Annotated in this window: 22 protein-coding genes; 12 read left to right on the top strand and 10 right to left on the bottom strand. The window is 67.4% G+C overall.

The window, feature by feature from the left end; all coding sequences use genetic code 11:
• Positions 1-2 precede the first annotated feature (2 nt).
• Entirely contained in the window at positions 3-1,061 is a 1,059-nt protein-coding gene (locus NQ038_RS05980; RefSeq protein WP_257062077.1) for an Ldh family oxidoreductase, read from the bottom strand.
• Between the two features lie 64 nt (positions 1,062-1,125).
• The gene (locus tag NQ038_RS05975; protein ID WP_257062076.1) at positions 1,126-2,451 is read right to left on the bottom strand and encodes an MFS transporter; all 1,326 of its coding nucleotides are present in this window, start codon (positions 2,449-2,451) and stop codon (positions 1,126-1,128) included.
• A 253-nt stretch (positions 2,452-2,704) separates the two neighbouring features.
• Between NQ038_RS05975 and NQ038_RS05970 the strand changes: the two genes are divergently transcribed.
• Genes NQ038_RS05970 through NQ038_RS05940 form a run of 7 tightly spaced genes read left to right on the top strand, consistent with a single transcriptional unit; the run spans position 2,705 to position 9,565 of the window.
• Positions 2,705-4,066 (top strand): enolase C-terminal domain-like protein, encoded by a 1,362-nt coding sequence (locus NQ038_RS05970; RefSeq protein WP_257048091.1) that lies wholly within the window; start codon positions 2,705-2,707, stop codon positions 4,064-4,066.
• A gap of 42 nt (positions 4,067-4,108) precedes the next feature.
• Positions 4,109-5,470, top strand: a complete 1,362-nt coding sequence (locus tag NQ038_RS05965) for a sugar porter family MFS transporter (RefSeq protein ID WP_257048090.1) — start codon at positions 4,109-4,111, stop codon at positions 5,468-5,470.
• 23 nt (positions 5,471-5,493) lie between these two features.
• Positions 5,494-5,907, top strand: coding sequence for an RbsD/FucU family protein (locus tag NQ038_RS05960; protein WP_257048089.1), 414 nt, complete (start codon positions 5,494-5,496; stop codon positions 5,905-5,907).
• Positions 5,907-6,881, top strand: a complete 975-nt coding sequence (locus tag NQ038_RS05955) for an amidohydrolase (protein ID WP_257062075.1) — start codon at positions 5,907-5,909, stop codon at positions 6,879-6,881. The genes NQ038_RS05960 and NQ038_RS05955 overlap by 1 nt, the downstream gene beginning before the upstream one ends.
• Positions 6,878-7,867 carry an aldo/keto reductase gene (locus NQ038_RS05950; protein WP_257062074.1) on the top strand — a complete coding sequence of 330 codons (990 nt, stop codon included), beginning with the start codon at positions 6,878-6,880 and terminating at the stop codon, positions 7,865-7,867. The genes NQ038_RS05955 and NQ038_RS05950 overlap by 4 nt, the downstream gene beginning before the upstream one ends.
• A gap of 28 nt (positions 7,868-7,895) precedes the next feature.
• Positions 7,896-8,792 (top strand): fumarylacetoacetate hydrolase family protein, encoded by an 897-nt coding sequence (locus tag NQ038_RS05945; RefSeq protein WP_257062073.1) that lies wholly within the window; start codon positions 7,896-7,898, stop codon positions 8,790-8,792.
• Between the two features lie 2 nt (positions 8,793-8,794).
• Positions 8,795-9,565, top strand: a complete 771-nt coding sequence (locus NQ038_RS05940; RefSeq protein ID WP_257062072.1) for an SDR family NAD(P)-dependent oxidoreductase — start codon at positions 8,795-8,797, stop codon at positions 9,563-9,565.
• 123 nt (positions 9,566-9,688) lie between these two features.
• Here NQ038_RS05940 and NQ038_RS05935 read toward each other — a convergent pair whose 3' ends face one another.
• The 7 genes from NQ038_RS05935 to NQ038_RS05905 all read right to left on the bottom strand — a co-directional run bounded on the left by NQ038_RS05935 (position 9,689) and on the right by NQ038_RS05905 (position 17,521).
• Positions 9,689-10,366, bottom strand: a complete 678-nt coding sequence (locus NQ038_RS05935; protein WP_257062071.1) for a FadR/GntR family transcriptional regulator — start codon at positions 10,364-10,366, stop codon at positions 9,689-9,691.
• Between the two features lie 4 nt (positions 10,367-10,370).
• On the bottom strand, positions 10,371-11,123 hold the full coding sequence (locus NQ038_RS05930; protein ID WP_257062070.1) for a GntR family transcriptional regulator: 753 nt from the start codon (positions 11,121-11,123) through the stop codon (positions 10,371-10,373).
• Positions 11,120-12,313: a fumarylacetoacetate hydrolase family protein gene (locus NQ038_RS05925; protein WP_257062068.1), complete on the bottom strand. Its 1,194-nt coding sequence runs from the start codon at positions 12,311-12,313 to the stop codon at positions 11,120-11,122. Before NQ038_RS05925 ends, NQ038_RS05930 begins: the two co-directional genes overlap by 4 nt.
• On the bottom strand, positions 12,310-13,809 hold the full coding sequence (locus NQ038_RS05920; protein WP_257056979.1) for an aldehyde dehydrogenase (NADP(+)): 1,500 nt from the start codon (positions 13,807-13,809) through the stop codon (positions 12,310-12,312). Before NQ038_RS05920 ends, NQ038_RS05925 begins: the two co-directional genes overlap by 4 nt.
• Before the next feature lie 111 nt (positions 13,810-13,920).
• Positions 13,921-14,904 (bottom strand): ABC transporter substrate-binding protein, encoded by a 984-nt coding sequence (locus NQ038_RS05915; RefSeq protein ID WP_257062067.1) that lies wholly within the window; start codon positions 14,902-14,904, stop codon positions 13,921-13,923.
• A 77-nt stretch (positions 14,905-14,981) separates the two neighbouring features.
• A complete protein-coding gene (locus NQ038_RS05910; RefSeq protein ID WP_257062066.1) occupies positions 14,982-15,998 on the bottom strand; it encodes an ABC transporter permease in 1,017 nt (338 codons plus the stop codon).
• On the bottom strand, positions 15,998-17,521 hold the full coding sequence (locus tag NQ038_RS05905; protein WP_257062065.1) for a sugar ABC transporter ATP-binding protein: 1,524 nt from the start codon (positions 17,519-17,521) through the stop codon (positions 15,998-16,000). The genes NQ038_RS05910 and NQ038_RS05905 overlap by 1 nt, the downstream gene beginning before the upstream one ends.
• A gap of 342 nt (positions 17,522-17,863) precedes the next feature.
• Between NQ038_RS05905 and NQ038_RS05900 the strand changes: the two genes are divergently transcribed.
• From NQ038_RS05900 to NQ038_RS05880, 5 genes are all read left to right on the top strand, one after another.
• On the top strand, positions 17,864-18,352 hold the full coding sequence (locus NQ038_RS05900; protein WP_257062064.1) for an HPP family protein: 489 nt from the start codon (positions 17,864-17,866) through the stop codon (positions 18,350-18,352).
• A 175-nt stretch (positions 18,353-18,527) separates the two neighbouring features.
• Positions 18,528-19,493, top strand: coding sequence for a cyclase family protein (locus NQ038_RS05895; protein ID WP_257062063.1), 966 nt, complete (start codon positions 18,528-18,530; stop codon positions 19,491-19,493).
• Positions 19,493-21,202 (top strand): AMP-binding protein, encoded by a 1,710-nt coding sequence (locus tag NQ038_RS05890; RefSeq protein ID WP_257062062.1) that lies wholly within the window; start codon positions 19,493-19,495, stop codon positions 21,200-21,202. The genes NQ038_RS05895 and NQ038_RS05890 overlap by 1 nt, the downstream gene beginning before the upstream one ends.
• 333 nt (positions 21,203-21,535) lie before the next feature.
• The gene (locus NQ038_RS05885; RefSeq protein ID WP_257062061.1) at positions 21,536-22,363 is read left to right on the top strand and encodes an ATP-binding protein; all 828 of its coding nucleotides are present in this window, start codon (positions 21,536-21,538) and stop codon (positions 22,361-22,363) included.
• Positions 22,364-22,401: 38 nt separating this feature from the next.
• Entirely contained in the window at positions 22,402-22,662 is a 261-nt protein-coding gene (locus tag NQ038_RS05880; RefSeq protein ID WP_257062060.1) for a hypothetical protein, read from the top strand.
• 75 nt (positions 22,663-22,737) lie between these two features.
• Here NQ038_RS05880 and NQ038_RS05875 read toward each other — a convergent pair whose 3' ends face one another.
• Complete coding sequence (locus NQ038_RS05875; RefSeq protein WP_257062058.1) at positions 22,738-24,438, bottom strand: DUF885 domain-containing protein; 1,701 nt, start codon at positions 24,436-24,438, stop codon at positions 22,738-22,740.
• Positions 24,439-24,469 lie beyond the last annotated feature (31 nt).

The following is a 24,469-nucleotide window of genomic DNA, read 5'->3' as shown; positions in this document are numbered from 1 at the left end:
CCCTATCCCACCGCGGTCAGCGCCGCGGCGTCCACGTCCAGGCCAGTGGCCAGGGTGCGCAGATCGGCGACCAGGGCGTCGCCCAGTTCCACTGCGGCCGCATACTCCCGCTGCAGGGTGTATTCCTTCTGACCGGGCACCAGGACCGCGGCCCGGCTGCCGTCGGCGGCCCGGGCGCCGGCGCCGTGGACGGCGTCCTGCAGGGCCGCGACCTTGGTTTCGACCGCACTGCGGCCGGCGAAGCGCTCCGTGTCGAAGGCGATGAGGAAGTGGCCGTTGTTCATCCGGGAGGCGGGGTTGTCCCAGATGTCCTGGGTGTCGAATGCGTAGGTGGCGGTGTTCAGGGCCGAGGCCAAGCCTTCGAGCAGCACGGACACGCCGGACCCCTTGTGGTCGCCGAAGGGCACCAGGGCCCCGTCGATCGCACCCTGCGGATCGGTCGTCGGATTGCCCTGGGCGTCGACCGCCCAGCCGGCGGGGATTGGCTGCCCGGCCTGCTTGGCCGCCATCACCTTGCCGAAGGCCCCGTTGGAGGTCGCCATATCGGCCGTCAGCGGGTCGGTCCCAGCGCTGGGCATGGCGATGGTCAGCGGGTTGGTGCCCAGCACGGTGGACACGCCGCCGTAGGGGGCGACGGTGGGTCCCGTGGACGAGGTCAGGAAGCCCACCAGCCCGCGGGCCACCAGCTGATCGGTCCAGAACTGCCCGGCACCGTAGTGGCTGGAGTTATCCACGGAGATCGCGGCGATTCCGTGCTCGGCCACGGCCTGCACGGCCCAGTCGAGCGCGCGCTGCATGACGACCTGCCCCAGGCCGGCGTCACCGTTCAGCGTTGCGGTGGCACCGTTTGCCCGCAGCACGGGTTCCGGATTGGCCTTGATCCCGCCCTCGCGCAGGGCGGAGACGTAGAGCGGCAGGCGCAGCAGGCCGTGGGAGTTGATGCCGCGCTGGTCGGCCTGGACCAGGCTGCGGGCGGTCAGCCGGGCCGCATCGGCCGGCACGTGCTGGGTCTGCAGGGCGGCCGAGGCGAAGCCCAGCAATCCGGTGACGTCGTACTTCATGGGTGGTTTCCTTCGGGAGTTCGGGAGTTCGAGGGTTCGGGAGGCGGTGATGGGGTGCGCGGGGTCAGTCCTTGTACCAGGCGCGAGTCGCGAAAGCGGTGATGGCGCCGATCACGGCGAAGCCCACGAACAGCAGGGTGACGGGCCAGGGCTTGTCCCCGGCGGCCGTGACGAGGGCAGCTGCAACCGCGGCGATGGGCCCGGCCAGGAAGGCGGACATGGGCTCGCGCACCAGGACCAGGCCGGACAGCCGGTGCTCGGGCTTGAACAGGCGGGACAGCAGTACGCTGTGCGAGGCGTAGCCGCTGGCCAGGGCGATGCTCAGACCCAGCACCATGGTGGCGATGATGATGAGCTCGTTACCGGTGCCGAAGAGTCCGAAGGCGGTCAGACCGAAGACGACGAACATCAGCATGGAGAACAGCCAGACGGTGACACGGCCGACCTTGTCGGTCAGCCAGCCGAAGAAGGGCACGCCGGCGACGGCCAGGATGGAGGAGACCAGGTTCGCGGTCAGGCCGAAGCTGGCCGGCATGCCCAGGGTCTTAGTGATGTAGGACAGCATGTAGACCTGGACCAGGGTGGAGAAGGCCAGATAGGGTCCGGCGATCCCCCAGCCCACCAGGATGCGGTTCCACTGCTGTTTGATGGCCTCGAGCGCTGGGACCTTCGTGACCTTGCCCTGGTCCTCGACCTTGGAGAACTCCTCGGTCTCCGTGATCCCGAAGCGGATCCACATGCCGATGGCGATCGTGATGACGGCGAAGAAGAAGGGCAGGCGCCAGCCCCAGCTGAACAGGGCCTCCTCCGGCAGCGTGGAGACCACTGCGAAGACGGCGGTGGCGATGACGATGCCACCGAAGGTGCCCATGCCGGGCAGGGAGATGCGCAGGCCCAGGCCCTTCCTCCCGCCGTTCTCGGCCATCATGACCATGGTGCCGACCTGTTCGGCGCCGGCGCCCATGCCCTGGACGATCCGGCAGATCGCCAACAGTGCGGGGGCCCACAGGCCCACCGATTGGTAGGTCGGCAACATGCCGATGGCCAGCGTGGACACGCCCATGATGAGCAGGGTGGCCAGCAGCATGGGCTTGCGGCCCCAGCGGTCGCCGAAGTGGCTGAAGACGATGCCGCCGATGGGCCGGCCGATGTAGCCGATTGCGAACGTCAGCAGCGCGCTGATCGTCTGCGCGGCGGGCGACTGGCTGGGGAAGAACAGCGGGCCGAAGACCACTGCTGCGGCCAGGCCGAACAGGGTGAAGTCGTAGAACTCGATGATGCTGCCGACGATGCCGGCCGCCGCTGTCCGTTTGACGTTCTTCTTCCGGTCCGCGGGTATTGCGGGTGCGGTCTGCGATCCGTCCTTGGATCGATCGAGCGCGATTGCCATCGGGCATGCTCCTTTGCACGGGGTCACGGCGGAGGCTCTCACCGTTCCGTCATGTCACTTATCGGGCGTTCCTATAGGAACTTCAAGTAACCTATAAGACATCGGGGTTATGCGCAAGGAGACACCGAATTCGGTTGACCGCGCGAAACATCCTATGTTTGAATCAAGACATGACGGGCAGCGCCGCCAGATGTCGAGTATCGTGCACTGGCCGCCGCCCGAATCCACCAGTGATCTCCACGGAAAGGCCATCATGTCCACCATCTCCGACATCGATGTCGTCGACCTGCGCTTCCCGACGTCCAAGAGCCTCGACGGCTCGGACGCCATGAACCCGGACCCTGACTACTCAGCCGCCTACCTGATCGTGCGCACCACGGACGACGCCGCGGGCGCCCCCGACGCCGGCCACGGCTTCGTCTTCACGATCGGACGCGGCAACGACATCCAGACCGAGGCGATCCGCGTCATCGCCCAGACGATCAAGGGCCGCGAGGTCGAACCGATCCTCGAAGACATGGGATCTTTCTGGCGTGAGCTGGTCCACGACTCCCAGATGCGCTGGCTCGGCCCGGAGAAGGGCGTGAGCCATATGGCGATCGGCGCCGTGGTCAACGCCATGTGGGACCTCAAGGCCAAGCGCGCCGGCATGCCGCTGTGGGAACTGCTGGGCACCATGAGCGCCGAGGACCTGCTGGACCTGGTCGACCTGCGCTACCTGAGCGACTTCATGACCCGCGAGGACGCCCTGGCGATCCTCAAGCGCGGCGAGGCCGGCAGGGCCGAACGCATCCAGTACCTCAAGGACAACGGCTACATGGCCTACACGACCAGCCCCGGCTGGCTGGGCTACTCGGATGAGAAACTGGCCCGACTGTGCCGCGAGGCGATCGCCGACGGCTTCGAGCAGATCAAGCTCAAGGTCGGCGCCGACCGCGCAGACGACATCCGCCGCCTGTCGATCGCCCGCGAGATCTGCGGTGAGGGCTTCCCCATCGCGATCGACGCGAACCAGCGCTGGGACGTCGCCGAGGCGATCTCCTGGATCAACGACCTGGCCAAGTTCGACCTGCGCTGGGTCGAGGAGCCCACCAGCCCCGACGACGTGCTGGGCCACGCCGCGATCCAGCAGGGCATCTCGCCGACCCCGGTGGCCACCGGCGAACACTGCCAGAACCGCATCCTGTTCAAGCAGTTCCTGCAGGCCGATGCGCTGCGCGTCATGCAGATCGACGCCTCCCGCGTGGCCGGCGTCAACGAGAACATCGTGAACCTGCTGCTGGCCGCCCACGCCGGCGTGCCCGTGTGCCCCCACGCCGGCGGCGTGGGGCTGTGCGAGCTGGTCCAGCACATGTCGATGTTCGACTTCGTGGCAGTCTCCGGCACCATGGAGGGCCGCTGCATCGAGTTCGTCGACCACCTGCACGAACACTTCGTCACCCCCACCGATGTGCACGCCGGACGCTACTGGGCACCGGCCGCACCCGGCTCCGGCGCCGAGGTCCTGCCCGCCACCCTGCACGACTTCGCCTTCCCGTTCGGCCCCGAATGGGCCGACACCCCCGAGGGACGCGCCGCCATCGCAGCGGCGCCGGCGGCTCCCGCCGCCCAGTAGTCCACCATCGAACCACCGCTTCACGAAAGAAGGCATCCAGCCTTGACTACAACCTCGGCCCACGCCGCTGTGGACCATTCGAAGGAGCCGATCACGGGCAAGGTCGTGTTCATCGCGATCCTGGCCGGATTCTCCGGACTGCTCTACGGGTACGACTCCGGGGCCATCTCCGGCGCGCTGCCGCCGATGACCGAACAGCTGGGGCTCGACGCGGGCCAGCAGGGGCTCATCACCTCGCTGCTGCTGTGGGGTGCCCTGCCCTCGATCATCGGCGCCTCGATCGCCGCGCGCCGGTTCGACCGCCGCCACCTGCTCATCGTCGCGGCCGTCATCTTCCTCGTCGGCTCGCTCGTGTTCTTCTTCGCCCCCGGCGTCGGGCTGATCGGCACGACCCGCTTCTTCCTGGGCCTGGGCGTGGGGATCGCGAACATGTTCGGCCTGATCTACCTCTCCGAGCTCTCCCCCACCCGGATCCGCGGGCTGCTCACCGGCATGTACCAGCTGGCGGTGAACCTGGGCATCCTGTGCGCCTACATCGTGGGCGACGCCTTCCAGGCATCCGGCAAATGGGAGTGGATCCTGGGGTTGGGCGCCGTGCCCGCCCTGATCTTCCTGATCGGCATGATCATCGCGCCGGCCAGCCCGCGCTGGCTCATCACCCGCGGCCGCCACGAGGACGCCGTCAAGGTGCTTTCCACCCTGCGCGCCACCGAGGACATCGCCAGGGCCGAGGCCGATGACATCGCGGGCAGCCTGAGCCGCCAGACCGGCGGGATCAAGGCGCTGTTCACCTCATCGCGCAAACCGCTGATCGTGCTGTTCATCCTGACGTTCTTCCAGGTCTTCACCGGCATCAACGCGGTCGTCTACTACGCCCCGATCATCTTCCAGGAATCCGGGATGGGCGATTCGGCCGGCATGTACGCCAACTACGGCGTGGGCATCGCCCTGGTCGTGTCCACCGCGATCGCCCTGCCGATCATCGACCGGCTGGGCCGCGTGAAGCTGCTGGCCATCTCCATGGCCGGCCAGACCATCGCGATGATCGCCCTGTGGCTGCTGCCCGACGCCGGCTGGTTCTCGATCGCCGCGGTGTTCGTCTACACCTTCGCCTTCGGCATCGGCATGGGTCCGGTGTTCTGGCTGCTGGTGCCCGAGGTCCTGCCCCTGTCGGTGCGCGCGATCGGCACCGGGGTCATCACCTTCACCCAGTACCTGTTCAATGCCATCTTCTCCGCGATCTTCCCCGTCGTGCTCGCCGGGATCGGGCCGTGGGTGTTCTTCATCTTCGCCGCCCTGTCCGCTCTGGCATGCTGGTATGTGCTGGCGCGGGTCCCGGAGACCAGCGGCAAGTCGCTGGAGGAGATCGAAGCGCACTGGCGCCAGGCCTCGGCCACGGCCTGAGGCTTTCAGAAAGGGGAACCGATATGCTCAAGACTCCACTGCTCCACCCCGAGCTGCTGGCGGCCCTGGGCCGTTGCGGCCACGGCACCCAGGTGCTGTTGGCCGACGGCAACTATCCGCACAATACGGGGGCTCCGGCCGCGGCCACCCGAATCCCGCTGAACGTGACCCCGGGACTGCTGAGCGTCGATCAGGTGCTTGAGCCCCTGGCCGCCACGGTCAACATCGAGGCCGCGACCTTCATGCTCGACGCCACCGGCGGGCGGGCCCCTGCGGTCGACGGCTACGGCGCGCTGCTGCCCGATGTGCCGTTCACCGGCCTCGAGCGCTTCGCCTTCTACGATGCCGCCCGCGATCCCAACATCGCGGTGGTCGTGGCCACCGGGGATCAGCGTCAGTACGCGAACCTGCTGCTGACCATCGGGGTCGTGGCCTGATGTTCGACGCGCACCTGCACCTGTGGGACAGGGACCGCTTCGCCTATCCGTGGATGGACGGCAACGCGGACCTGCCGCAGGCCAGTCTCCCGGGAGCCCCCGGCTTCCCCGCTGGGGGCTTGCCCGCCGGCGCGGTGTTCATCGAGGCCGGGGTGGCCGAGGCCCAGCGCCTGGACGAGGTCGCCTGGGTCACGGACTTGGCCGCGGCCGCAGACATCCGCGGGATCGTCGCGGCGGCGGACCTGCTCGACACCGTGGCGCTGACCGGGCATCTGTCCGCCCTGCGGGAATTCCCCCTGGTGGTGGGGGTGCGCGATAACTTCGAGGGCCTGCCCGCCGGGGCCCTGGCCGAGCGCCTGCCCGGCCTGTTGGCCGTCTTGGCGGCCGGTCTGCGGGTGGATGTGTGCATCCGCCACGAGCAGGCAGCAGAACTCGCCGGGCTATTGGAGGCCGTGGCAGCGCAGCGCGGGGACGCCTCGGGCGTGGTGCTCGACCACATCGCCAAACCCGGCCTGGAGGGGCTGGCCGGGGTGTCCGGGGCCGCGCAGCGCTCGGCGGTGCTCACCGCGGCGCGGGACGCCTGGCTGCCGGGGATCCGGCGCCTGGCCACGATCGAGTCCCTGGCCGTGAAGGTCTCCGGCCTGCCCGGCCAGGTGCCGGGCCCCGTCGCCGGCGAACTGGCCGGTGAACTGGCACAGACCTTCATCCCACCGCTGTTGGAGGCCTTCGGAGCGGACCGGGTGATGTTCGGCAGCGACCACCCGGTCTCCACCCTGGCGCACGGACTGGACTACCGGGTCTGGTTCGGCGCGCTCCACCTCACCCTGGCCGGCATCCTTGAGGCCGATGAGCTCGAGGCGGTCCTGAGCGACAACGCCCTGCGGTTCTACGGCCTCGCAGACGTGCCGGCAGACGACGACGTGCCCGCAGACGACCAGGCCGGGAACACACAGACTATGAAGGAGTCACGATGACTGTGAAGAATCCGCTGATCGGCCGGCTGGCCGATCTGCACACGCTGGGCTTCGGCGGCGCCCCGATCGGCAACCTGTACAAGCAGATCACCGATGACGAGGCCCAGGCCGCCGTATCCGCCGCCTGGGACGCCGGGATCCGGTACTTCGACACCGCCCCGCACTACGGGCTGGGCCTGAGCGAGAAGCGCACCGGCGCGGTCCTGGCCGACAAGCCACGCGATGAGTACATCCTGTCGACCAAGGTCGGCAGGCTGATCCGGCCCGCCGAACACCCGAAGGAGTTCGACGACGAGGGCTTCGCGGTGCCCGGTGATATGGCGCGGGTGCGCGACTATTCGCCGGCCGGGATCGAGCGCTCCATCACCGAATCGCTGGAGCGCCTGGGCGTCGATCGGATCGACATCGCCTATATCCACGATCCGGACGAATTCTGGGCCGAGGCGCTCGAGGGCGCGGTGCCCACCCTCAACCGGCTGCGCGATGAGGGCGTGATCGGGGCCTGGGGCGCGGGGATGAACCAGGCGCAGATGCTGACCCGCTTCGTCCAGGAGACGGACATCGACGTCGTCATGCAGGCCGGGCGCTATACGCTGCTGGAGCAGGGCGGGCGCACCGACCTGCTCCCGGCCGCCGCGGCACGCGGCGTGGGCGTGGTCAATGTGGGCGTGTTCAACTCCGGCATCCTGGCCAATGAGAACCCGCTGACGCAGGCGAAGTACAACTACGAGGAAGCTCCTGCGGACATCGTGTCCAAGGCCCAGGCCCTGGCGGACCTCGCCAGGGCCCACGGCACCACGCTGCCCGCGGCGGCCGTGCAGTTCAGCCTGCGCGATCCGGCGGTGACGAATGTGACCCTGGGGATGCGCACGCCCGAACAGGTGGCGCGCGACATCGAACTGTTCGACGCCGAAGTCCCCGAGGCCTTCTGGGCCGAAGCGGTCTCGCGTGGCCTCCTGGAACGCGACCCCGCCGACTACCGCTGACCTGAAAACACCTATATAAGGAGACGTTATGGAATTCCTGCGCATCGGCGAGAAGGGGCATGAGACCCCCGTCGTCCACGCCGGCGACAAGCACTACGACATCAGCTCCATCGGCGACATCGACGGGAAGTTCTGGGCCGAGGGCCCGGCCCGGGTCGCCGCCGCACTGGAGGCCGGTTCCCTGCCCGTTATCGATGTGGCCGGCCAGCGCATCGGCGCGCCGATCGCCGCGGCAGGCTCCGTGATCTGCATCGGCCAGAACTACGCCGAGCACGCCGCGGAGTCCGGGGACAATCCCCCGGAGTCGCCCATCATCTTCTTCAAGACCCCCAATACGGTCACCGGCCCCTACGATGCCGTTGGCATCCCGCCGCAGGCGCAGAAGTTCGACTGGGAGGTCGAACTGTGCGTGGTCATCGGCAAGCAGGTCGAATACCTGACGAACACCGACGACGCCCTGGATGCGATCGCCGGCTACATGGTCGCCAACGACCTGTCCGAGCGCGATTACCAGCAGACCTACTCCGGTGGCCAGTGGGCCAAGGGCAAGTGCGTCAAGGACTCGATGCCGGTGGGCCCCGTGCTGGTCACCGCCGATGCCATCGACCCGCACAATCTCAACCTGTCCAGCCGCGTCAACGGCGAACCCCGGCAGGGCTCGAATACCTCCGACATGATCTTCCCGGTGGAGGAGATCGTCTACCACCTGTCCCAGTTCATGCAGCTGGAGCCCGGTGACATCATCTCCACCGGCACGCCCAAGGGCGTAGCGCTGTCGGGCAAGTTCCCGTTCCTGGCTCCGGGCGATGTCTCCGAGGTCGAGGTCGAGGGCCTGGGCGCGCAGAAGCAGGAGTACTTCCAGGTCACCGTCCCCGCCGGCGCGGGTGCTGTGACCGCTATGGATCGTCTGAAGGGAGACAAGTGAACATGGGTGCTATCGAGAGCATCGATACGGAATTCGCGGGCCTGTCGGCCATCGTCACGGGTGGGGCCTCGGGAATCGGCAAGGCCGTAACCGAACTGCTGCTGGCCCGTGGGGCCAAGGTCGCGGTCTTCGACCTCAACCCGGATGCGGCACCGGCCGGTGCCCTGGGCATCAAGTGCGACGTCTCCGACCGTGATTCGGTCAACGCCGCCGTCGCGTCGGCCGCCGGCGAATTCGGTGGGATCGACATCGTCATCAACAACGCCGGGATCGGCGCGCAGGGACAGGTCGACGCCAACGACGATGCCGAGTGGAACAAGGTGCTCAACGTCAACGTGGTCTCGGTGGCCCGGGTGACCGCTGCGGCCCTGCCCCACCTGCGCAAGTCCGAGCACGGCGCCGTGGTCAACACCGCCTCGATCGCCGCGACCGCGGGCCTGCCCGAGCGCGTGCTGTACTCGGCGACCAAGGGCGCGATCTACTCGATGACCCTGGCCATGGCCGCCGACCACATCCACGAGGGCATCCGCGTCAACGCCGTATGCCCCGGCACCGCCAACACCCCCTGGGTCACCGGTGGACTGCTGAGCAAGGCGGAGAACCCGGAGGAGGAGCTGCGCCAGCTCAACGCCCGCCAGCCCCACGGCCGCCTGGTCGAGCCGACCGAGGTCGCCAGGACCATCGCGTTCCTGGCCAGCCCCCTGCAGGGTTCGACCACCGGCACCGCAGTCGCCGTGGACGGCGGCATGCAGGGCCTGCGCCTGCGCAACTGACGCCGGGGCTGATTCCGGGGCCGGGCCCGGGCCCAGAACCCAGAACGCCGCCCCGTCACACATATTCCTCGGTTCAACCGATGCGCGAATATGTGTGACGGGGCGGCGTCTTTCTCGGGGTCTCTATTCGGGTCCGCCCGTCTCCGCCGCCCAGTCCTGGACTCCGGAGACGTGCACGATCATCGCCGCCTGCGCCCGCTGCGGGTCGCCGGCCGCCAGGGCGTCGAGGATCGCCTGGTGTTCCTGCAGGGTCTGTTCCACCGCGCCGTCCTGGGTCAGCCCACGCCAGGTGCGCGCCCGGCTGGTCTTGACGGACACCGCCTGCAGCAGGGCCGCCAGGTAGTCGTTGTCCGCATAGCCCGCGATGGTGCCGTGGAACTCGAAGTCCTTGTCCACCAGCGATTCGATGGACTGCGGGTCGGTCTCGTCGATCAGCCGTTGTAGTTCGGCCAGCCCGGCCGCGTCGATCCGCTGGGCAGCGCGATAGGCGGTCTCCGCCTCGAACACGCGGCGCACATCGAGGATCTGGGCCAGGGAGCCCGAGGAGTGGACCTCGACTAAGAACCCGATGGCATCGGTCAGGTCCGCCGCTGACAGGGATGTGACATAGGTGCCGGAGCCCCTGCGCACGTCGAGCACGTTGATGAAGTCCAGGGCTTTGACCGCCTCCCGCAGGGAATTGCGCGACAGGCCCAGGCGTTCGGAGAGTTCCGCCTCCGGGGGCAGGCGGTCCCCGGGTTTCAGCTCACCGGTGACGATGAGGTCCTTGATCTTCGCCAGTGCATCGTCCGTGAGCGCCATGCCACTATCCTACCGGTGCAGTAGGGCTGTTCTGCCCCGAACGGCCCGAGCGGATCTGCGCGATTCCGGGCCGCTGCGCGGGTTCGATGCCCTGGGCGAAGCGGTCCAGGGAACCCCGCAGATGCTCCTCCATCGCAGCCCTGGCAGCGGCCGGATCGGCATCCGCGATCGCCTGGGCGATCGCCTGGTGCTCGGTGATGGTCGCGGTGGAATCCGCGCCGGGCGGGTACAGCCGGTACAGGTGCAGATGGGCGTGCAACTGGGTGAATGCCGTGGTCAGGAAGGGGTTGTCGACCGAATCGAAGATCGCCCGGTGGAACGCCTCGTCGTGGTGCGACATCTCGCGGACCAGCTCGTCCCCGGCGGCGCCCGCGGCCTCGAGCGCCCGGAACCGGTCGAGCTCGGCGAGCATCGCCCGGCCCGGATTGCCCACCCGGCTGGTCGCGGCCGCGCCCGCGGCCCAGGGCTCCAACAGCAGCCGGACCTCGTACATATCGCGCAGCGCGGCACCGTCGAGCAGGCCGGTGGTGGTGTAGCCGCGGGGGGCCGCCACCACCAGGCCCGCGCCCTCGAGCATCCGCAGGGCCTCACGTACGGGGGTCTGCGAGACCCCCAGCTCACGGGCCAGGCGATCCATGTTCAACCGGGTGTCCGGAGGCAGGTCCTTCGCGGAGATCCGCTCGCTGATCGACTCGTAGACCGCAGCGACGGTGTCCTGCTTGGCGCGGTCGGACTTGGCGGTGCCGGTGGTGCTCATGGGCGCAGATCGGCCATGAGCTCGCGCAGCCCGTATGTCCACGGGGCCAGCTCCTCGCAGGCGCCCACCCGGTTGACCAGGCGGCCCACCAGGGGGTTCTCGATTGAGACCACGTCCCCGTTCGCATGGGTGAAGCCCTCGCCGGGGACATTGCGGTCCTGGGTGGGGGCGAACAGCGTGCCGGTCATAATGGCGCAGCCGTCCGGGTACTGGTGATGGGCACCCAGGGTCGCGGCGACGAGGCGCTCGAAGGTCCGCGAGAGTGAACCCACGGAGTTCTCCCCGTGCAGTTCGTAGCCGTCGGTGCCCTTGACGCTCAGGTCGATCGTGAAGGTGCGCGCGTCCTCGATCGTGAACTTCTCGTCGAAGACGCGGATGACCGGGCCCAGGGCGGTCGAGTGGTTGTTGTCCTTGGCCATGCCCAGCAGCAGGGCGGACCTGCCCTCGACATCGCGCAGGTTCACATCGTTGCCCAGGGTGACACCGGCGATCCGGCCCGTCGGGGTGACGAGGAGGACCAGTTCCGGCTCCGGATTGTTCCAGCTGGAGAAGGCGGGAATGCCGATCGTGTCCCCGCTGCCCACGGCGGACAGCACCTGGCCCTTGGTGAAGACCTCGGGGTCGGGGCCCAGGCCCACCTCCAGGTACTGCGACCACCAGCCGGCGGCGATCAGCTGTTCCTTCACGGCGGCGGCCTCGGGGCTGCCGGGGACGATCGTGGACAGGTCGCGTCCCACGGCCTCGGCCATCTGGGTGCGGATCGCGGCGGCGCGGGCGGGATCGCCGGCCGCGCGCTCCTCGATGACGCGTTCGATCATGGAGCCCGCGAAGGTCACACCACAGGCCTTGAGCGCCTGCAGGTCGACCGGTGGCAACAGCGTCAGGCGCTCGGGCCGGGGCCCCGCCTGTGCGTGGTCGGGCAGCTGCACCTGGTCGATCGTCCACGTCGCGGGCCCGGTCATCAGGCCGGCCAGGTCGCCGGCCAGGTTCTCGCGCTCGAGCAGATCGGCACAGGTCAGTCCCAGCGCCGAGGCGTCCCAGAGCTCTTCGCCGCGGTAGGCCGCGACGACGGGGCGGGATTGGGCGGGGTCGTACAGGCGGGCGACGAAGGTGCCGTCCGTCTGGTCGACGGGTAGGACCTCGCGCACGGTGGCGGGGAAGGCCGCGGTCAGCGGGCCGGTGGTGCTCATCGGGCGGCCTGCCAAACGCCGTCCACACGGCGGGCGATGCCGGTCGGGTTGGCCTCCTGGAGTTCGGCGGGCAGCTGCGCGTCCTCGTAGTCCTGGAAGGCCACCGGCCGCATGAAGCGGCCGATTGCGGCGGTGCCGACCGAGGTGCCGTACATCGTGGCGGCAGGATACGGCCCGCCGTGCTGCTGGGCGTAGGACACGGTGACGCCGGTGGGCCAGCCCCCGCGCAGCACGCGGCCGGCCTTATCGGCCAGAGCGGTCAGCACGTCGGCGACGTCCTCGCCGTCCTCATTGTGCAGGGTGCCGGTGAGCTGGCCGCCGAGCAGGCCGATTGTCTCGATGAGCTCTTCGCGGTTCGCATACGTGATGATGACGGCGGCGGGGCCGAACATCTCGGTGTGCAGGGCCGGGTGGTCCGCGCTCAGGTCCGCGGCCGCGATGGTCAGGATCGCAGGGGCCGGCGGATTGGCGTTGTCGCCTGCGACCTCCGTGGTCACGCCGGGGGCGGCTGCGACCTCATCGCGGTGGACGGTGAAGTTGTGCGCGATGCCCTCGGTCAGCATGCCGGCGCCCATGTCCTGGGCGGCCAGCAGGGCCGGCAGTTCGGCGTTCGCCTGCGTGGCGGCGGCAGCCGGCAGGAAGACCATGCCGGGGTTGGTACAGAACTGGCCGACACCATTGGTCAAAGAGCCGGCGAAACCGGAGAGCAGCTCGGTGGCGCGGGCGTCCCAGGCGGCCTCGGTGATGACCACGGGGTTCAACGAACCCAGTTCGCCGTAGAACGGGATCGGGGTGGGTCGGGCCACGGCGCGGTCGAACAGGGCGCGGCCGCCGGCCTCGGAGCCGGTGAAGCCGATGGCCTTGGTCAGGGGGTGGTCGACCAGGGTCTGTGCGGCCTCGAGGCCGGAGACTCCCGCGAACAGGCCGGCCGGCGCGCCGGCGGCTGCCAGAGCGGCGGTGACGGTCTCGACGACCAGAGTGCCCAGGCCCATGTGTGCGTCGTGGACCTTGTGGACCACTGCATTGCCGCCGGCCAGGGCCGCGGCCGAGTCCCCGCCGATGACGGAGAAGGCCAACGGGAAGTTCGAGGCGCCGAACACGCCGATGACGCCCAGCGGGACGTTGATGCGGCGCAGGTCGGGGCGCGGGCCCATCCCCCAGGTCGAATCGGCGTGGTCGATCGTGGCGTCGAGGAACTGGCCCTCGCGGGCCTCCTGGGCCAACAGCTTGAGCTGGAAGCAGGTGCGAGTCAGTTCGCCTTCGAGGCGGCCGGCGGGAAGGTTGGACTCCGCGACTCCCAACGGCACGATTTCGGCCCGGCGGGCCTCCAGCGCGTCGGCGATCGCGTCGAGCCAGGCGGCGCGTTCCTCCCTGGTGTGGGTGCGGGCCGTGCGGAATGCGGCATCGGCGGCCACGATGGCGGCCGAGGCGGCCTGGGCTCCGGAGACCACGGGGCTTTCGGAATTCGGGTTTTCGGGATTCGCGGGATTGGACACGGTGTCAGTCCTTCCTGAGATGATGCAACGACTTTGTTGTCCCCACCATATCAAACACCTATAGGAAACCCTAGGTTCCTATAGGTGTTTGATGGGGGCTGGGGCTACGACTCACTCGTAGAGCAGCGGCTTGATCTTCTCGTCATCGATATTCGACTTGTCATACCAGTAGTAGCCGGTCGGAGTCGTCTTCTTCAGGTCCTTGCCCTCGATCGCGTCGACGGCCGCCTGCACGGTCTGTGCGCCGATCGAGATCGGATCCTGTGTCACCGCGCCCAGCTCTGTGCCACCGCGGATCGCGTCCATCTGCGTCTTCGTCGAATCGAAGCCGACGACCTTGACCTTCTTATCGCCCAGTTCCTTGACGCCCTGCAGCACGCCGACGGCCGCGCCCTCGTTCGTGCCGTAGATCCCGACCAGATCGGGGTTGGACTGGATGATGGCCTTCGTCGTGTCCGCCGACTTCGCCTGATCGCCGTCAGCGTTCTGCTGCGCGACGATCTCGATGTTGGGCTCGTTCTCCTTCATGTACTCCACGAAGCCGTCTCGGCGGTCGATGCCGGTGACCGCCGTCTCCGAATGGGTCACAACGGCGATCTTGCCCTTGTGGTCGATGGCCTCGGCCAAGTGCTTGGCGACCTCGGCCGCGGCGGCCTTGTTATCCGTGGCCACGGTGGTCACGGGGATATCGCTGTCCACCCCGGAGTCGAAGGCTATCACCGGGATGTTGGAGGACTTCGCCTGGTCGAGCAGCGGGATGACCGCCTTGGAGTCCAGTGCGGCGATGCCCAGGGCGGCCGGCTGCTTGTCCAGGGCGCCCTGCAGCTGGGTCACCTGCTGATCGACGTTCGTCTCCTTATCGGGGCCCTCGAAGGTGACGTTGACGCCCAGTTCCTTGCCCTTGTCCTCGGCGCCCTTCTTCACAGCCTGCCAGAACTGGTGCTGATAGCCCTTGGACACGATCGCCACTGTCTTGCCCTTGGCGTCATCGCCACCGGTTCCGCCGTCCGACGAGCCGCCGGAACCGCAAGCGGTCAGCAACAGGCTCGCCGCGGCGATGCCGGCTGCCAGGGACCAGATTCTGTTCTTCTTCATGGTGTTCTCCTTTGAACGGGGTGGGGGTGGATTGAGGTTCGGATACTTCTGATCGACGTTCGGGTTCCGCCTGCGAATCAGCTGCTCGACGACGAGCGCTTGCGCACGATGTCCAGGTAGACGGCGACCAGCACGACCACGCCGATGGCGACCTGCTGCCATTCCTGGGCTACACCGGCCATGCGCAGGCCGTTGTCCAGCACCGCCATGATGAGGGCGCCGATCACGGTGCCCACGATCGAACCGCGGCCGCCGGTCATCGAGGTGCCGCCGATGATGACGGCGGCGATCGCCTGGAGTTCGACGCCGGCGCCGCCGGTGGGCTGGGCCGAGGACAGCCGGGAGGCCGACAGCACTCCGGCAATGCCGACGAACACGCCGCACAGCACGTAGATGCCCACCAACCAGCGCTTGACGTTGACCCCGGACAGGGCCGTCGCCTTCTCATTCGAGCCGATGGCGAAGGCGTTGCGGCCCACCAGGGTCTTCTGCAACATGACCCAGGCGATCACGATGAGCACGACGAACACCACGCCACCGACCGGCAGCCGCATCCCGGGGACCAGGGAGTGATTCATGATCGCGCCGAAGGACGGGGTATCGGTGAAGTAGATCGGCTTGGTGCCGCTGATCACCAGCGACAGCCCCTGGGTCACCATCATCATGCCCAGGGTCGCGATGAACGGGGGCAGGTGTAGCACCGCGATGTTGAAGCCGTTGATCAGGCCCAGGATCGCGCCGAAGACGATGGTCAGCAGGATGCCCAGGAAGACCGGCAGGCCCAGATTCGTCACGAAGACGCCGGCCATCACCCCGCATAAGATCATGCCGGTGCCGATCGACAGGTCGATCCCGCCGGTGATGATCACGAAGGTCACGCCCAGGGCCAGGATGCCCACTGTCGTCACCGCGGTGAGGATCGTCGACATGTTCGTCAACGTCAGGAAGGTCCCCGGATTGATGATCGCGAAGACGATCACGATGAGGACCAGGCTGGCCACGGCCAGCAACTGTTGAATCGAATTGCGCAGTCCGCCCAGCAATCCGCTCGCGGGGGACTTCGTCTGCACAGTCTGCTGCATTGTCTGTTGCATCAGGCCACAACCTCTTCCGGGTTACTGAACCGGGTAGCCAGTTCCATGATCGAATCCTGAGTCGCCGTGGCCCCGTCGAGCACTCCGGCCAGTCTTCCCTCACTCATCACTGCGATTCGCTGGGACAGGGCCAGGACCTCGGGCAGTTCGGAGGAGATGACGATGATCGACTTGCCCTGCGCACTCAGGTCGCGCAGGAGCCGGTAGATTTCCGCTTTCGCGCCCACGTCGATGCCGCGGGTGGGTTCGTCGAAGATGAACACATCGCAGTCGCGCACCAACCACTTGGCGATGGCGACCTTCTGCTGATTACCTCCGGAGAGCCGGCCGACTTCCTGGCGGATCGACGGGGTCCTGATGTTGAGGCGCTCGACCATCGTCCGGGTGTCCGCGTCGATTGCGCGCTCGTCGGCGAACAGCCTGCGGAAGTACCGGGGCAGGCTGGGCAGGGCGACATTGTCCCTGACCGACTGGTCGACCACAATCCCCAGCTGTTTGCGGTCCTCGGACAGATAGCAGATGCCCAGGGCGGCCGCTCGGGCCGGATTCTGGATCCGGACCGGGCGGCCGCCGACCATGATCCGGCCCCCGCTGGTGCGGTCGGCCCCGACGATAGCCCTGGCCAGTTCGGTCCGGCCGGCTCCCATCAGGCCGGCCAGCCCCAGGATCTCGCCCGCGCGCAGTTCCAGGTCGATGTCGCGCAGCTTGTCCTTGGTGCTCAGACCCACGACTTCCAACACCGCCTCACCGGTTCCGGTATAGGGATCGGGCCCGGCCGAGGTGTCGATCTCGCGTCCGACCATCATCCGGATGACCTCCGCAGTCTCGGTCTCGGCGGTGGACACCGTACCTATATAGCGGCCGTCGCGTAGCACCGCCGTGCGCTGGCTGATCGCCTTGAGTTCGGGCATCCGGTGGGAGATGTAGATGACGCCGGTGTCGGGGCCCGCGAACTGCCGGATCAGCTGGTGCAGGGTCGCAACCTCCTCGTCGTTGAGCGCCGCGGTCGGCTCGTCCATGATCAGGATGCGCGCATCCACACTCAGCGCCTTGGCGATCTCCACCATCTGCTGGGCCGCGACCGTCAGATCGCCCACCGTCGCACGCGGGTCGAGCGCCAGGCCCAGCCGGTCGAACAGTGCCTGGGCGTCGCGGATCATCGCCGCATCGCTGATGAAGGGGCCGCGCCGGGGCTCACGGCCCAGGTAGATGTTCTGGGCCACCGTCAGATCGTCGATCAGGTTGAACTCCTGATGGATGATCGCGATGCCCAGTTCTTCCGCGCGCTTCGTGTCCTCGATCGTGACCTGCTGCCCGTCGACGAAGAATTCGCCGGCGTCAGGGCTGTAGACCCCGGACAGCAGCTTCATCAGGGTGGATTTCCCCGCCCCGTTCTCACCGATCAGTGCGAGCACTTCACCGGGGTACAGGTCGAGGTCGACCGCGTCCAGAGCCTTGACCCCGGGGAATGACTTCGACGCCCCGCGGATCTCCAGCAACGGCGGCGCCGCCGGCGCCGTCATGGTGTTCTCATCATCGTCGTGTGTGCTCCTCTTCGAGCCACGCCCGCATCTTTGCGGGCTCTATCGTGCCGAACACAGGAGACATCCTATGTTTCAGATCACAATATAGACGATATTGGACTGTTTTCCAACACTGTGCGCGAGCGGCGGACCAAACATCCGATGGACAATACCGGGAGAGAGCTCAAAAGTAGGACGGTGTCACAAACTTCCGCTCGATCGGGCCGCAGAGCACCCTTTTGTGACACCGTCCTACTTTTACGCCACCGGTAGGATGTCCGCGGGACCGACCGCTCACGCAGCCCGGCCAGGGTTCCACCGCATCGCTGAAAGGAAGTCCCGGTGAGCACTTGGCGCGCCCTCTTCACCCGCACCCAACCCCCGGTCTCCGGATTCCAGGTCGTCTCGGGCGCGCTGGCCGCTGGAATCGTCATCGCCGGTCTGGGACTGCTCGCCACCCTCACGGGGCAGCCCTTGCTGGCAGCGGCCTTCGGATCGTCTGCGGCGCTGATCTTCCTCGTCCCGGATTCTCCCCTGGCCCGACCCATCAACGTCTTGGGTGGCCATCTGTCCGCCGCCGCCATCGGCCTGGCCGTCCGGTCCGTCCTGCCGGCCACCTGGTGGGCGATCGCCATCGCGATCACCCTGTCCATCGCCACGATGGGACTGCTGCGGATCGCCCATCCTCCGGCCTGTGGGACCCCCATCGTCGTCATCACGGCCGGCGCCGGCTGGTCGTATCTGCTGCTGCCCGTCCTGGTGGGCGCAGTGGTTCTGGCAGCCGCAGGTGCCGCCTACCGGGCGTTCCTGGCCAGGCGGAGGACCGCATAGGCCGAGCGGTTCCCCATCACCCCACACGTGCCATCACTTCCCAAAGCCACCTAACTCTTGTTAGTGTCTAAACACCGAACGTACGTTCGGCCGGTTTGAAGGCTGCTTCACCCACGGAGCCGCCGGCACCCGGAAGTGCACAGATGACGACGACGTTGTCCGAAAGGGGTCGATGATGACCGATAGCACCAAGAAAGCACCCGAGCTGACCGAACTGCTGGCCGACTCACCCACCAACTGGGGCAAGTGGGGACCGGACGACCAGGTCGGCTCCCTGAACTACCTGACCAACGCCGAGGTTCTGCGCGGCATCAAGTCCGTCAACTCCGGCGACCTGTTCACCCTGCAGCGCATGATCGGCGACCCCAAGGGCGACCCGGTGTGGCCAGGCCGCGAACCCGCCACCGTTGAAATGGTGTGGGACGAGGCCAGCTGGGACGGCGAGGGCGCACCCCAGTTCCCCGGCGGCCTGCACTACGCCGACGACACCATGCACGCCTTCCTGCAGGGCTCCACGCAGTACGACGCGCTGGGCCACGTCTGGTACGGCGGGAAGATCTACAACGGCTACGACGCCCGCACCACCGTGGGCGGCCTGGACAAGGCCAGCGTCGAACCCATCGCCGAGCGCGGTGTGGCCGGACGCGGTGTGCTCATCGACATGGCCCGCTACTTCGGGGTGGACGCCCTGCCGGCACGCAAGACCTTCGACCACAACGACCTGATGGCCGCGGCTGCACAGCAGGGCGTGACCATTGAAAAGCACGACATCCTGGTCATCCGCACCAACCACCTGCAGCTGTTCTTCGAACAGGGCGATGCCTTCTACGACGACTTCTGCGAACCGGGCCTGCAGTACTCCCCCGAACTCGTCCAGTGGTTCCAGGACATGGAGATCCCCAACCTGGTCACCGACCTGATCGGCAACGAGGTCACCACCGACCCGGACACCGGGGTCTCCCTGACCCTGCACAATGCGCTCATGCGCAACCTGGGCGTGGCCTTCTCCGAGATCTGCGATCTGGAGAAGCTGGCCGCGGCCTGTGCCGCAGACGGTAAGTGGGACTTCTTCTATGTTGCCGCGCCCCTGAAGATCAACCGGGCCTCGGGCTCGCCCGTCAACCCGGTGGCGATCCGCTGATGGGCGCGACGCTGCCGTTCTCCACGCATCTCGAGCCGCCACACGACACCATGCCGGCCCTGTGGGCGGCCACGGTGGCCGAACATGGAGAGCGCCCGTTCATCCACTCCTTCGAGGACACGCTCACCTTCGCGCAGGCCGATGCCCGCGTGCGGGTCATCGCCGCCGAGCTCCACCGCCGCGGCGTCAGCAGGGGCGATCGGGTTGCGCTGTATCTGCAGAACGATCCGCTGTTCCTGCTGGCCCTGGTCGCGATCTGGCGGGTGGGCGGCGTGATGGTGCCGATCAACCCGATGAACACCGCCCATGAGCTGCGCTACCATCTGGAGGATTCCGGGGCCAAGGCCCTGGTCACTATCCCCGACCTGTGGGAGTCCGTGGCCGCCGGAGTGGTGGGCGATACCGCCGTCGAGTTCGCGCTGATCGGCGCGCACCGCGCCTGGTCGCCGCTGGGCACCGACGCTCCCGCCGGTTCGGTTCCCCCGATCACCGAGGTCGCACTGCCCGAAGGTCTGGGGGTCGAGTTGGACCTGCCCGGCGCCGGCGACTGCGAGCGCGTGGCGGTGGTCGAGGTCTCCCCCGGCCCTGTGGCCGCCGCACCCGGCGGCGAGCTGCCGGACCCGGGGCTGACGGCCGAGTCGGTCGCGGTACTGTCCTACACCTCGGGCACTACGGGCAAGCCCAAGGGCGCGATGAACACGCATGGGAACCTGACCTTCAATTCGGAGTCCTATGTCGGGTTCACGGGATTGCAGGCCGGGGAGCCGATCCTCGGCATCGCTCCGCTGTTCCACATCACGGGGCTGGTCGGGCACATCACCCTGGCGATTCGGATCGGTGCGCCGGTGGTGCTCAGCCACCGGTTCCAGCCCGAGGTCATGCTCGAATCGGTACGCCGGTGGCAGCCGGTGTTCACGATCGGTGCGATCACAGCGCTCATGGCCCTGGCGGATTGCCCGCAGGGGCAGGCGGGTGCCGATGGTGGACCCTCCCCGGACTTCGCGTCCTTCAAGGTCCTGTATTCGGGCGGGGCGCCGATCGCCCCTGCACTGCAGGATCGGCTGGAGGGGATCTTCGGAGCGTACATCCACGGGGCCTTCGGAATGAGCGAAACGGCATCGCCCGTGGTCGCCGTGCCACAGGGCGAGCGGGCACCGGTGGATCCGGAGTCGGGTGCGCTGGCGCTGGGCAAGGCGATCTACGATACGACCGTGAAGGTGCTCGACGACGACGGCAATCCGGTGCCCGACGGCACCTATGGTGAGCTGGCGGCAGCGGGCCCGCAGATCATCCCGGGCTATTGGAACCGGCCGGACGCCAATGCGACAACCTTCCACGACGGAATGTTGAAGACCGGGGACATCGGGTTCAAGGACGCCGACGGCTGGTTCTACCTGGTGGACCGGAAGAAGGACATGATCAACGCCTCGGGCTACAAGGTGTGGCCGCGCGAGGTCGAGGATGTGCTCTACGGTCATCCGGCCGTGTCCGAGGTCGCGGTCGTCGGCGTGCCCGACGAGTACCGCGGGGAGACGGTCAAGGCCTTCGTGGCCCTGAAGGCCGGGACGACTGCGACGCCGGAGGAGATCGTGGCCTACGGCAAGGAGCACATGTCGGCCTATAAGTACCCGCGCCAGGTCGAGGTCGTGGCGGAGCTGCCGAAGACCGCCACCGGCAAGATCCTGCGCCGGGTGCTGCGGGACAAGTAGCGGGCTGCACGCTGTCACTGGCCACAACGGCAGCGCCGGACCGCCATCGCAAGCGCAGATTCACATTGCGTGCGGGTATAACCGCACATGATGTGAATCTGCGCTTGCGTTGCTGTCGCGCACGATCATGCGCCTATACCGTTGAACGCAATTGGCCGCACGGACGGGATTGAGCCGCCGCTGGTTCCAAAGCCTCGAAACCGGCACGCCGGCAGGCCCAAACCGCCGATCCACTGCTAAATTTTAAGCGTTTTAAGTTTTTTAAGTCTTTTTAATATGTGAGGCCATCGGAGGTACCACACATGCCCGTTGTCATCCCTCCTCCTGCCTCACATGGCCCCAAATCCCCATTCACCCCCCAGTTTCGGCGTCAACCCACCTGCCATCGAAGGACGACAACAGTACGTCAACGACTTCGCCTACGCACTCGACCAAGGCGCCGGCGCGGCCGGACGTACAACGCTGGTCACTGGGCAGCGTGGTGTGGGAAAGAGCGTCATGCTCAATGTGTATCACCAAGTGGCGGCATCCAGGCAGTGGATCAGCGTGCACGAAGACGCCTCCGCTGGGTTCGCACATCGACTGACGGTCACGCGTCTACCGGAAGTGTTCGAACGACTCGACGACGCTTCCGCACGGAAGCAGCGCATCACTGGCGGAAGCCTCAGCGTCCTTGGCTTCGGCGGTAGCCTGCAGACGGATCAGGAGAACACCAATCCGATTGAGCCCGACTTCCGGCACCAGCTCATGCGGACCCTGGAGGTCCTTCAAGCGCACGGCACCGGGCTGCTCATCACACTTAATGAAGTCCATCGTTCGAACCTCGCCGAACTGCAGGACATCACCGATGGCATCTCCTATGCGGTCCGGGCACATGCCCCGGTTGCCTTCGTCGGTGCAGGACTACCGGAGACGATCAACAGTCTGGTCAATTCGGACGTGTCGACCTACCTGCGTCGCGCAACGAGGGTCGAACTGGGAAACCTGACCGGAGATGAAACGCGCAGCGCACTGAAACTGCCGGCAGAGGAAGCCGGCAAAACCTTCACGGCGATGCACTGGACCAGGCCGTCGCAGCTTCCGGAAACTATCCATACCTGGTCCAGCTCATTGGCGACCAGGCTTGGAGGGCATCCGCCCAGAACACGCATATCACTGTAGACGACGTGAACACCGCGGTGAGGATCGCACGGCAGCGAATGTATCTGCAGATCCACGAGCCCGTCATCACATCCCTGCGGCCCAGCGAACGTGACTACCTGCGGGCGATGGGCCAAGACGATGCAGGGTCCCGAACCTCCGACATCGCAGAACGTCTGGGCATCTCTGCCCAGAACGCGGGTGGTATCCGCGAGCGCCTGATATCCCAGGGCATCATCGAGTCGACGGGCTGGGGCACGGTCGCATTCACCATCCCCTACACCGCGGACTACTTCACGCAGCCTCCTGCACGTCCATAACCAAAGCCATCGCAAGCGCAGATTCACATTGCGTGCGGGTATAACCGCACATGATGTGAATCTGCGCTTGCGTTGCTACCCCACGAACTTCTGCAGGGTGCTCAGGCCCACCGAGCCCAGGTCCAGGGCGCGGGAGTGGAAGTCCTTAAGGTCGAAGGCCCGGCCCGCGGCAACGGCAGCACCCTGGGCGTCTGCCCGCAATTGCTCCCAGATCCGCTGGCCGATCTTATAGCTGGCCGCCTGCCCAGGCCAGGTCATGTACCGGGTCCACTCGAACCGCAGGGACGTGTCGACGGTGGCCAGGTGGGCGCGCAGATAGGTCCAGGCCTTGTCCGCATCCCAGGTCCCGCCGCCCACTGACTTCGGCGCAGCCAGTCCCAGGTGCACGCCCAGGTCCACGACCACACGGGTGGCGCGCAGCATCTGCGAGTCCAGGGTGCCCATATAGTCCCCCGGCTCGTCCATAAAGCCCAGTTCGGCCATCAGCGCCTCGGCGTACAGCGCCCAGCCCTCGCCATGCCCCGACACCCAGCACAGGTTGCGGCGCCAATTGTTCAGCGTGGCCCGGTTGTACGTCGCCCCACCCATTTGCAGGTGATGCCCCGGCACCCCCTCGTGGAAGACGGTCGTCTTCTCCTGCCAGGTGGTGAAGTCGGTGACCCCGCGCGGCACCGACCACCACATCCGGCCAGGGCGTGAGAAGTCGTCTGTCGGCCCCGAATAGTAGACCTCGCCCGAGCCATTGGGGATGACCATGCACTCGATGCGCTGCAGCGGTTCGGGAATGTCGAAGTACGTCCCGTTCACCGCGCGGATCGACTCGTCGGCCACCCCCTGCATCCAGGCCCGCAGTTCCTCGGCCCCGTGCAGTATCCGCTCCGGTTCCCGGTCCAACCGTTCCATGGCCTCGGCGACGGTGGCGCCGGGGTACAGGGCCTCGGCGGTGGCCTGCTGGGCCGCGTGCAGCCGCTCGACCTCGTCCAGTGCCCAGGCGTAGGTCTCCTCGAAGTCCACCTCGGCGCCCAGGAATTGCCTGCTGTACAGGGCGTAGTCCTCCCGCCCGCAGGCGTCATCGGCCGCGGTGGCCGGCAGGATCTCACGCGTTAAGAACTCCGCCAGTTCCCCGTAGGCGGCCTTGGCGGCGTCGGCCGCAGTGCGCAGACGGGCGGCCTGTGCCCCGGGGGCGCCTGCGATGAAGGTGTCGAAGAAGCCATCGCCCCGGGTCACCTCATCCGTCTGCTCCACGACCGAGGCGACCTGCCGGTGGGTGGGCGCCTTCCCTGCCGCTACGGCCCGGCGCAGCGACTCGGCGTAGCCACGCAGGCTGCCGGCCACGCTGTGCATCCGCGCGGCGTTGGACTCCCAGTCTTCAGTGGTGACCTTCGGCAGTAGGTCGAAGGTGTTGCGGATGAACTGCGTGGCCGATTCGATGTTGTTGATGGGAGCGAGGTCCAGGCCGGCTGAGTGCATATCGGCGGCCAGTCCCAGGCGTTCGCGCAGAGCGTCGGCGGTGACCGCGTCGACCTCGTCGAAGGCTCCGGGGGCGGCCTCGCGTTCGATCTTCTCCAGCCGGGACAGGGTCTGCGCGTTCAGCTCGGCCGCTGTGTCGACCGCGTCCGGGGAGTAGTCGTCCAGTCCGGTGGGGTCCCCCTCGATTCCCAGGTAGACCTGCCAGGAGGGCATCTGGGCGATCACCCGGTCCGCGTATTCATCGGCCAGTGCGTCGATCGCTGACGGGACGCGGGCCGGGCCGGTTGCAGGGTTCGAAGAGTTCATACCTGCACCCTATCGGGGCCCGCACCCGCAC

It is taken from the genome of Brevibacterium sp. 50QC2O2 (genome assembly GCF_024580675.1).
Classification (GTDB): Bacteria; Actinomycetota; Actinomycetes; order Actinomycetales; family Brevibacteriaceae; genus Brevibacterium; species Brevibacterium moorei.
Note: the sequence above shows the minus strand (reverse complement) of the source record. Positions and strands in the feature narration are given on the sequence as shown.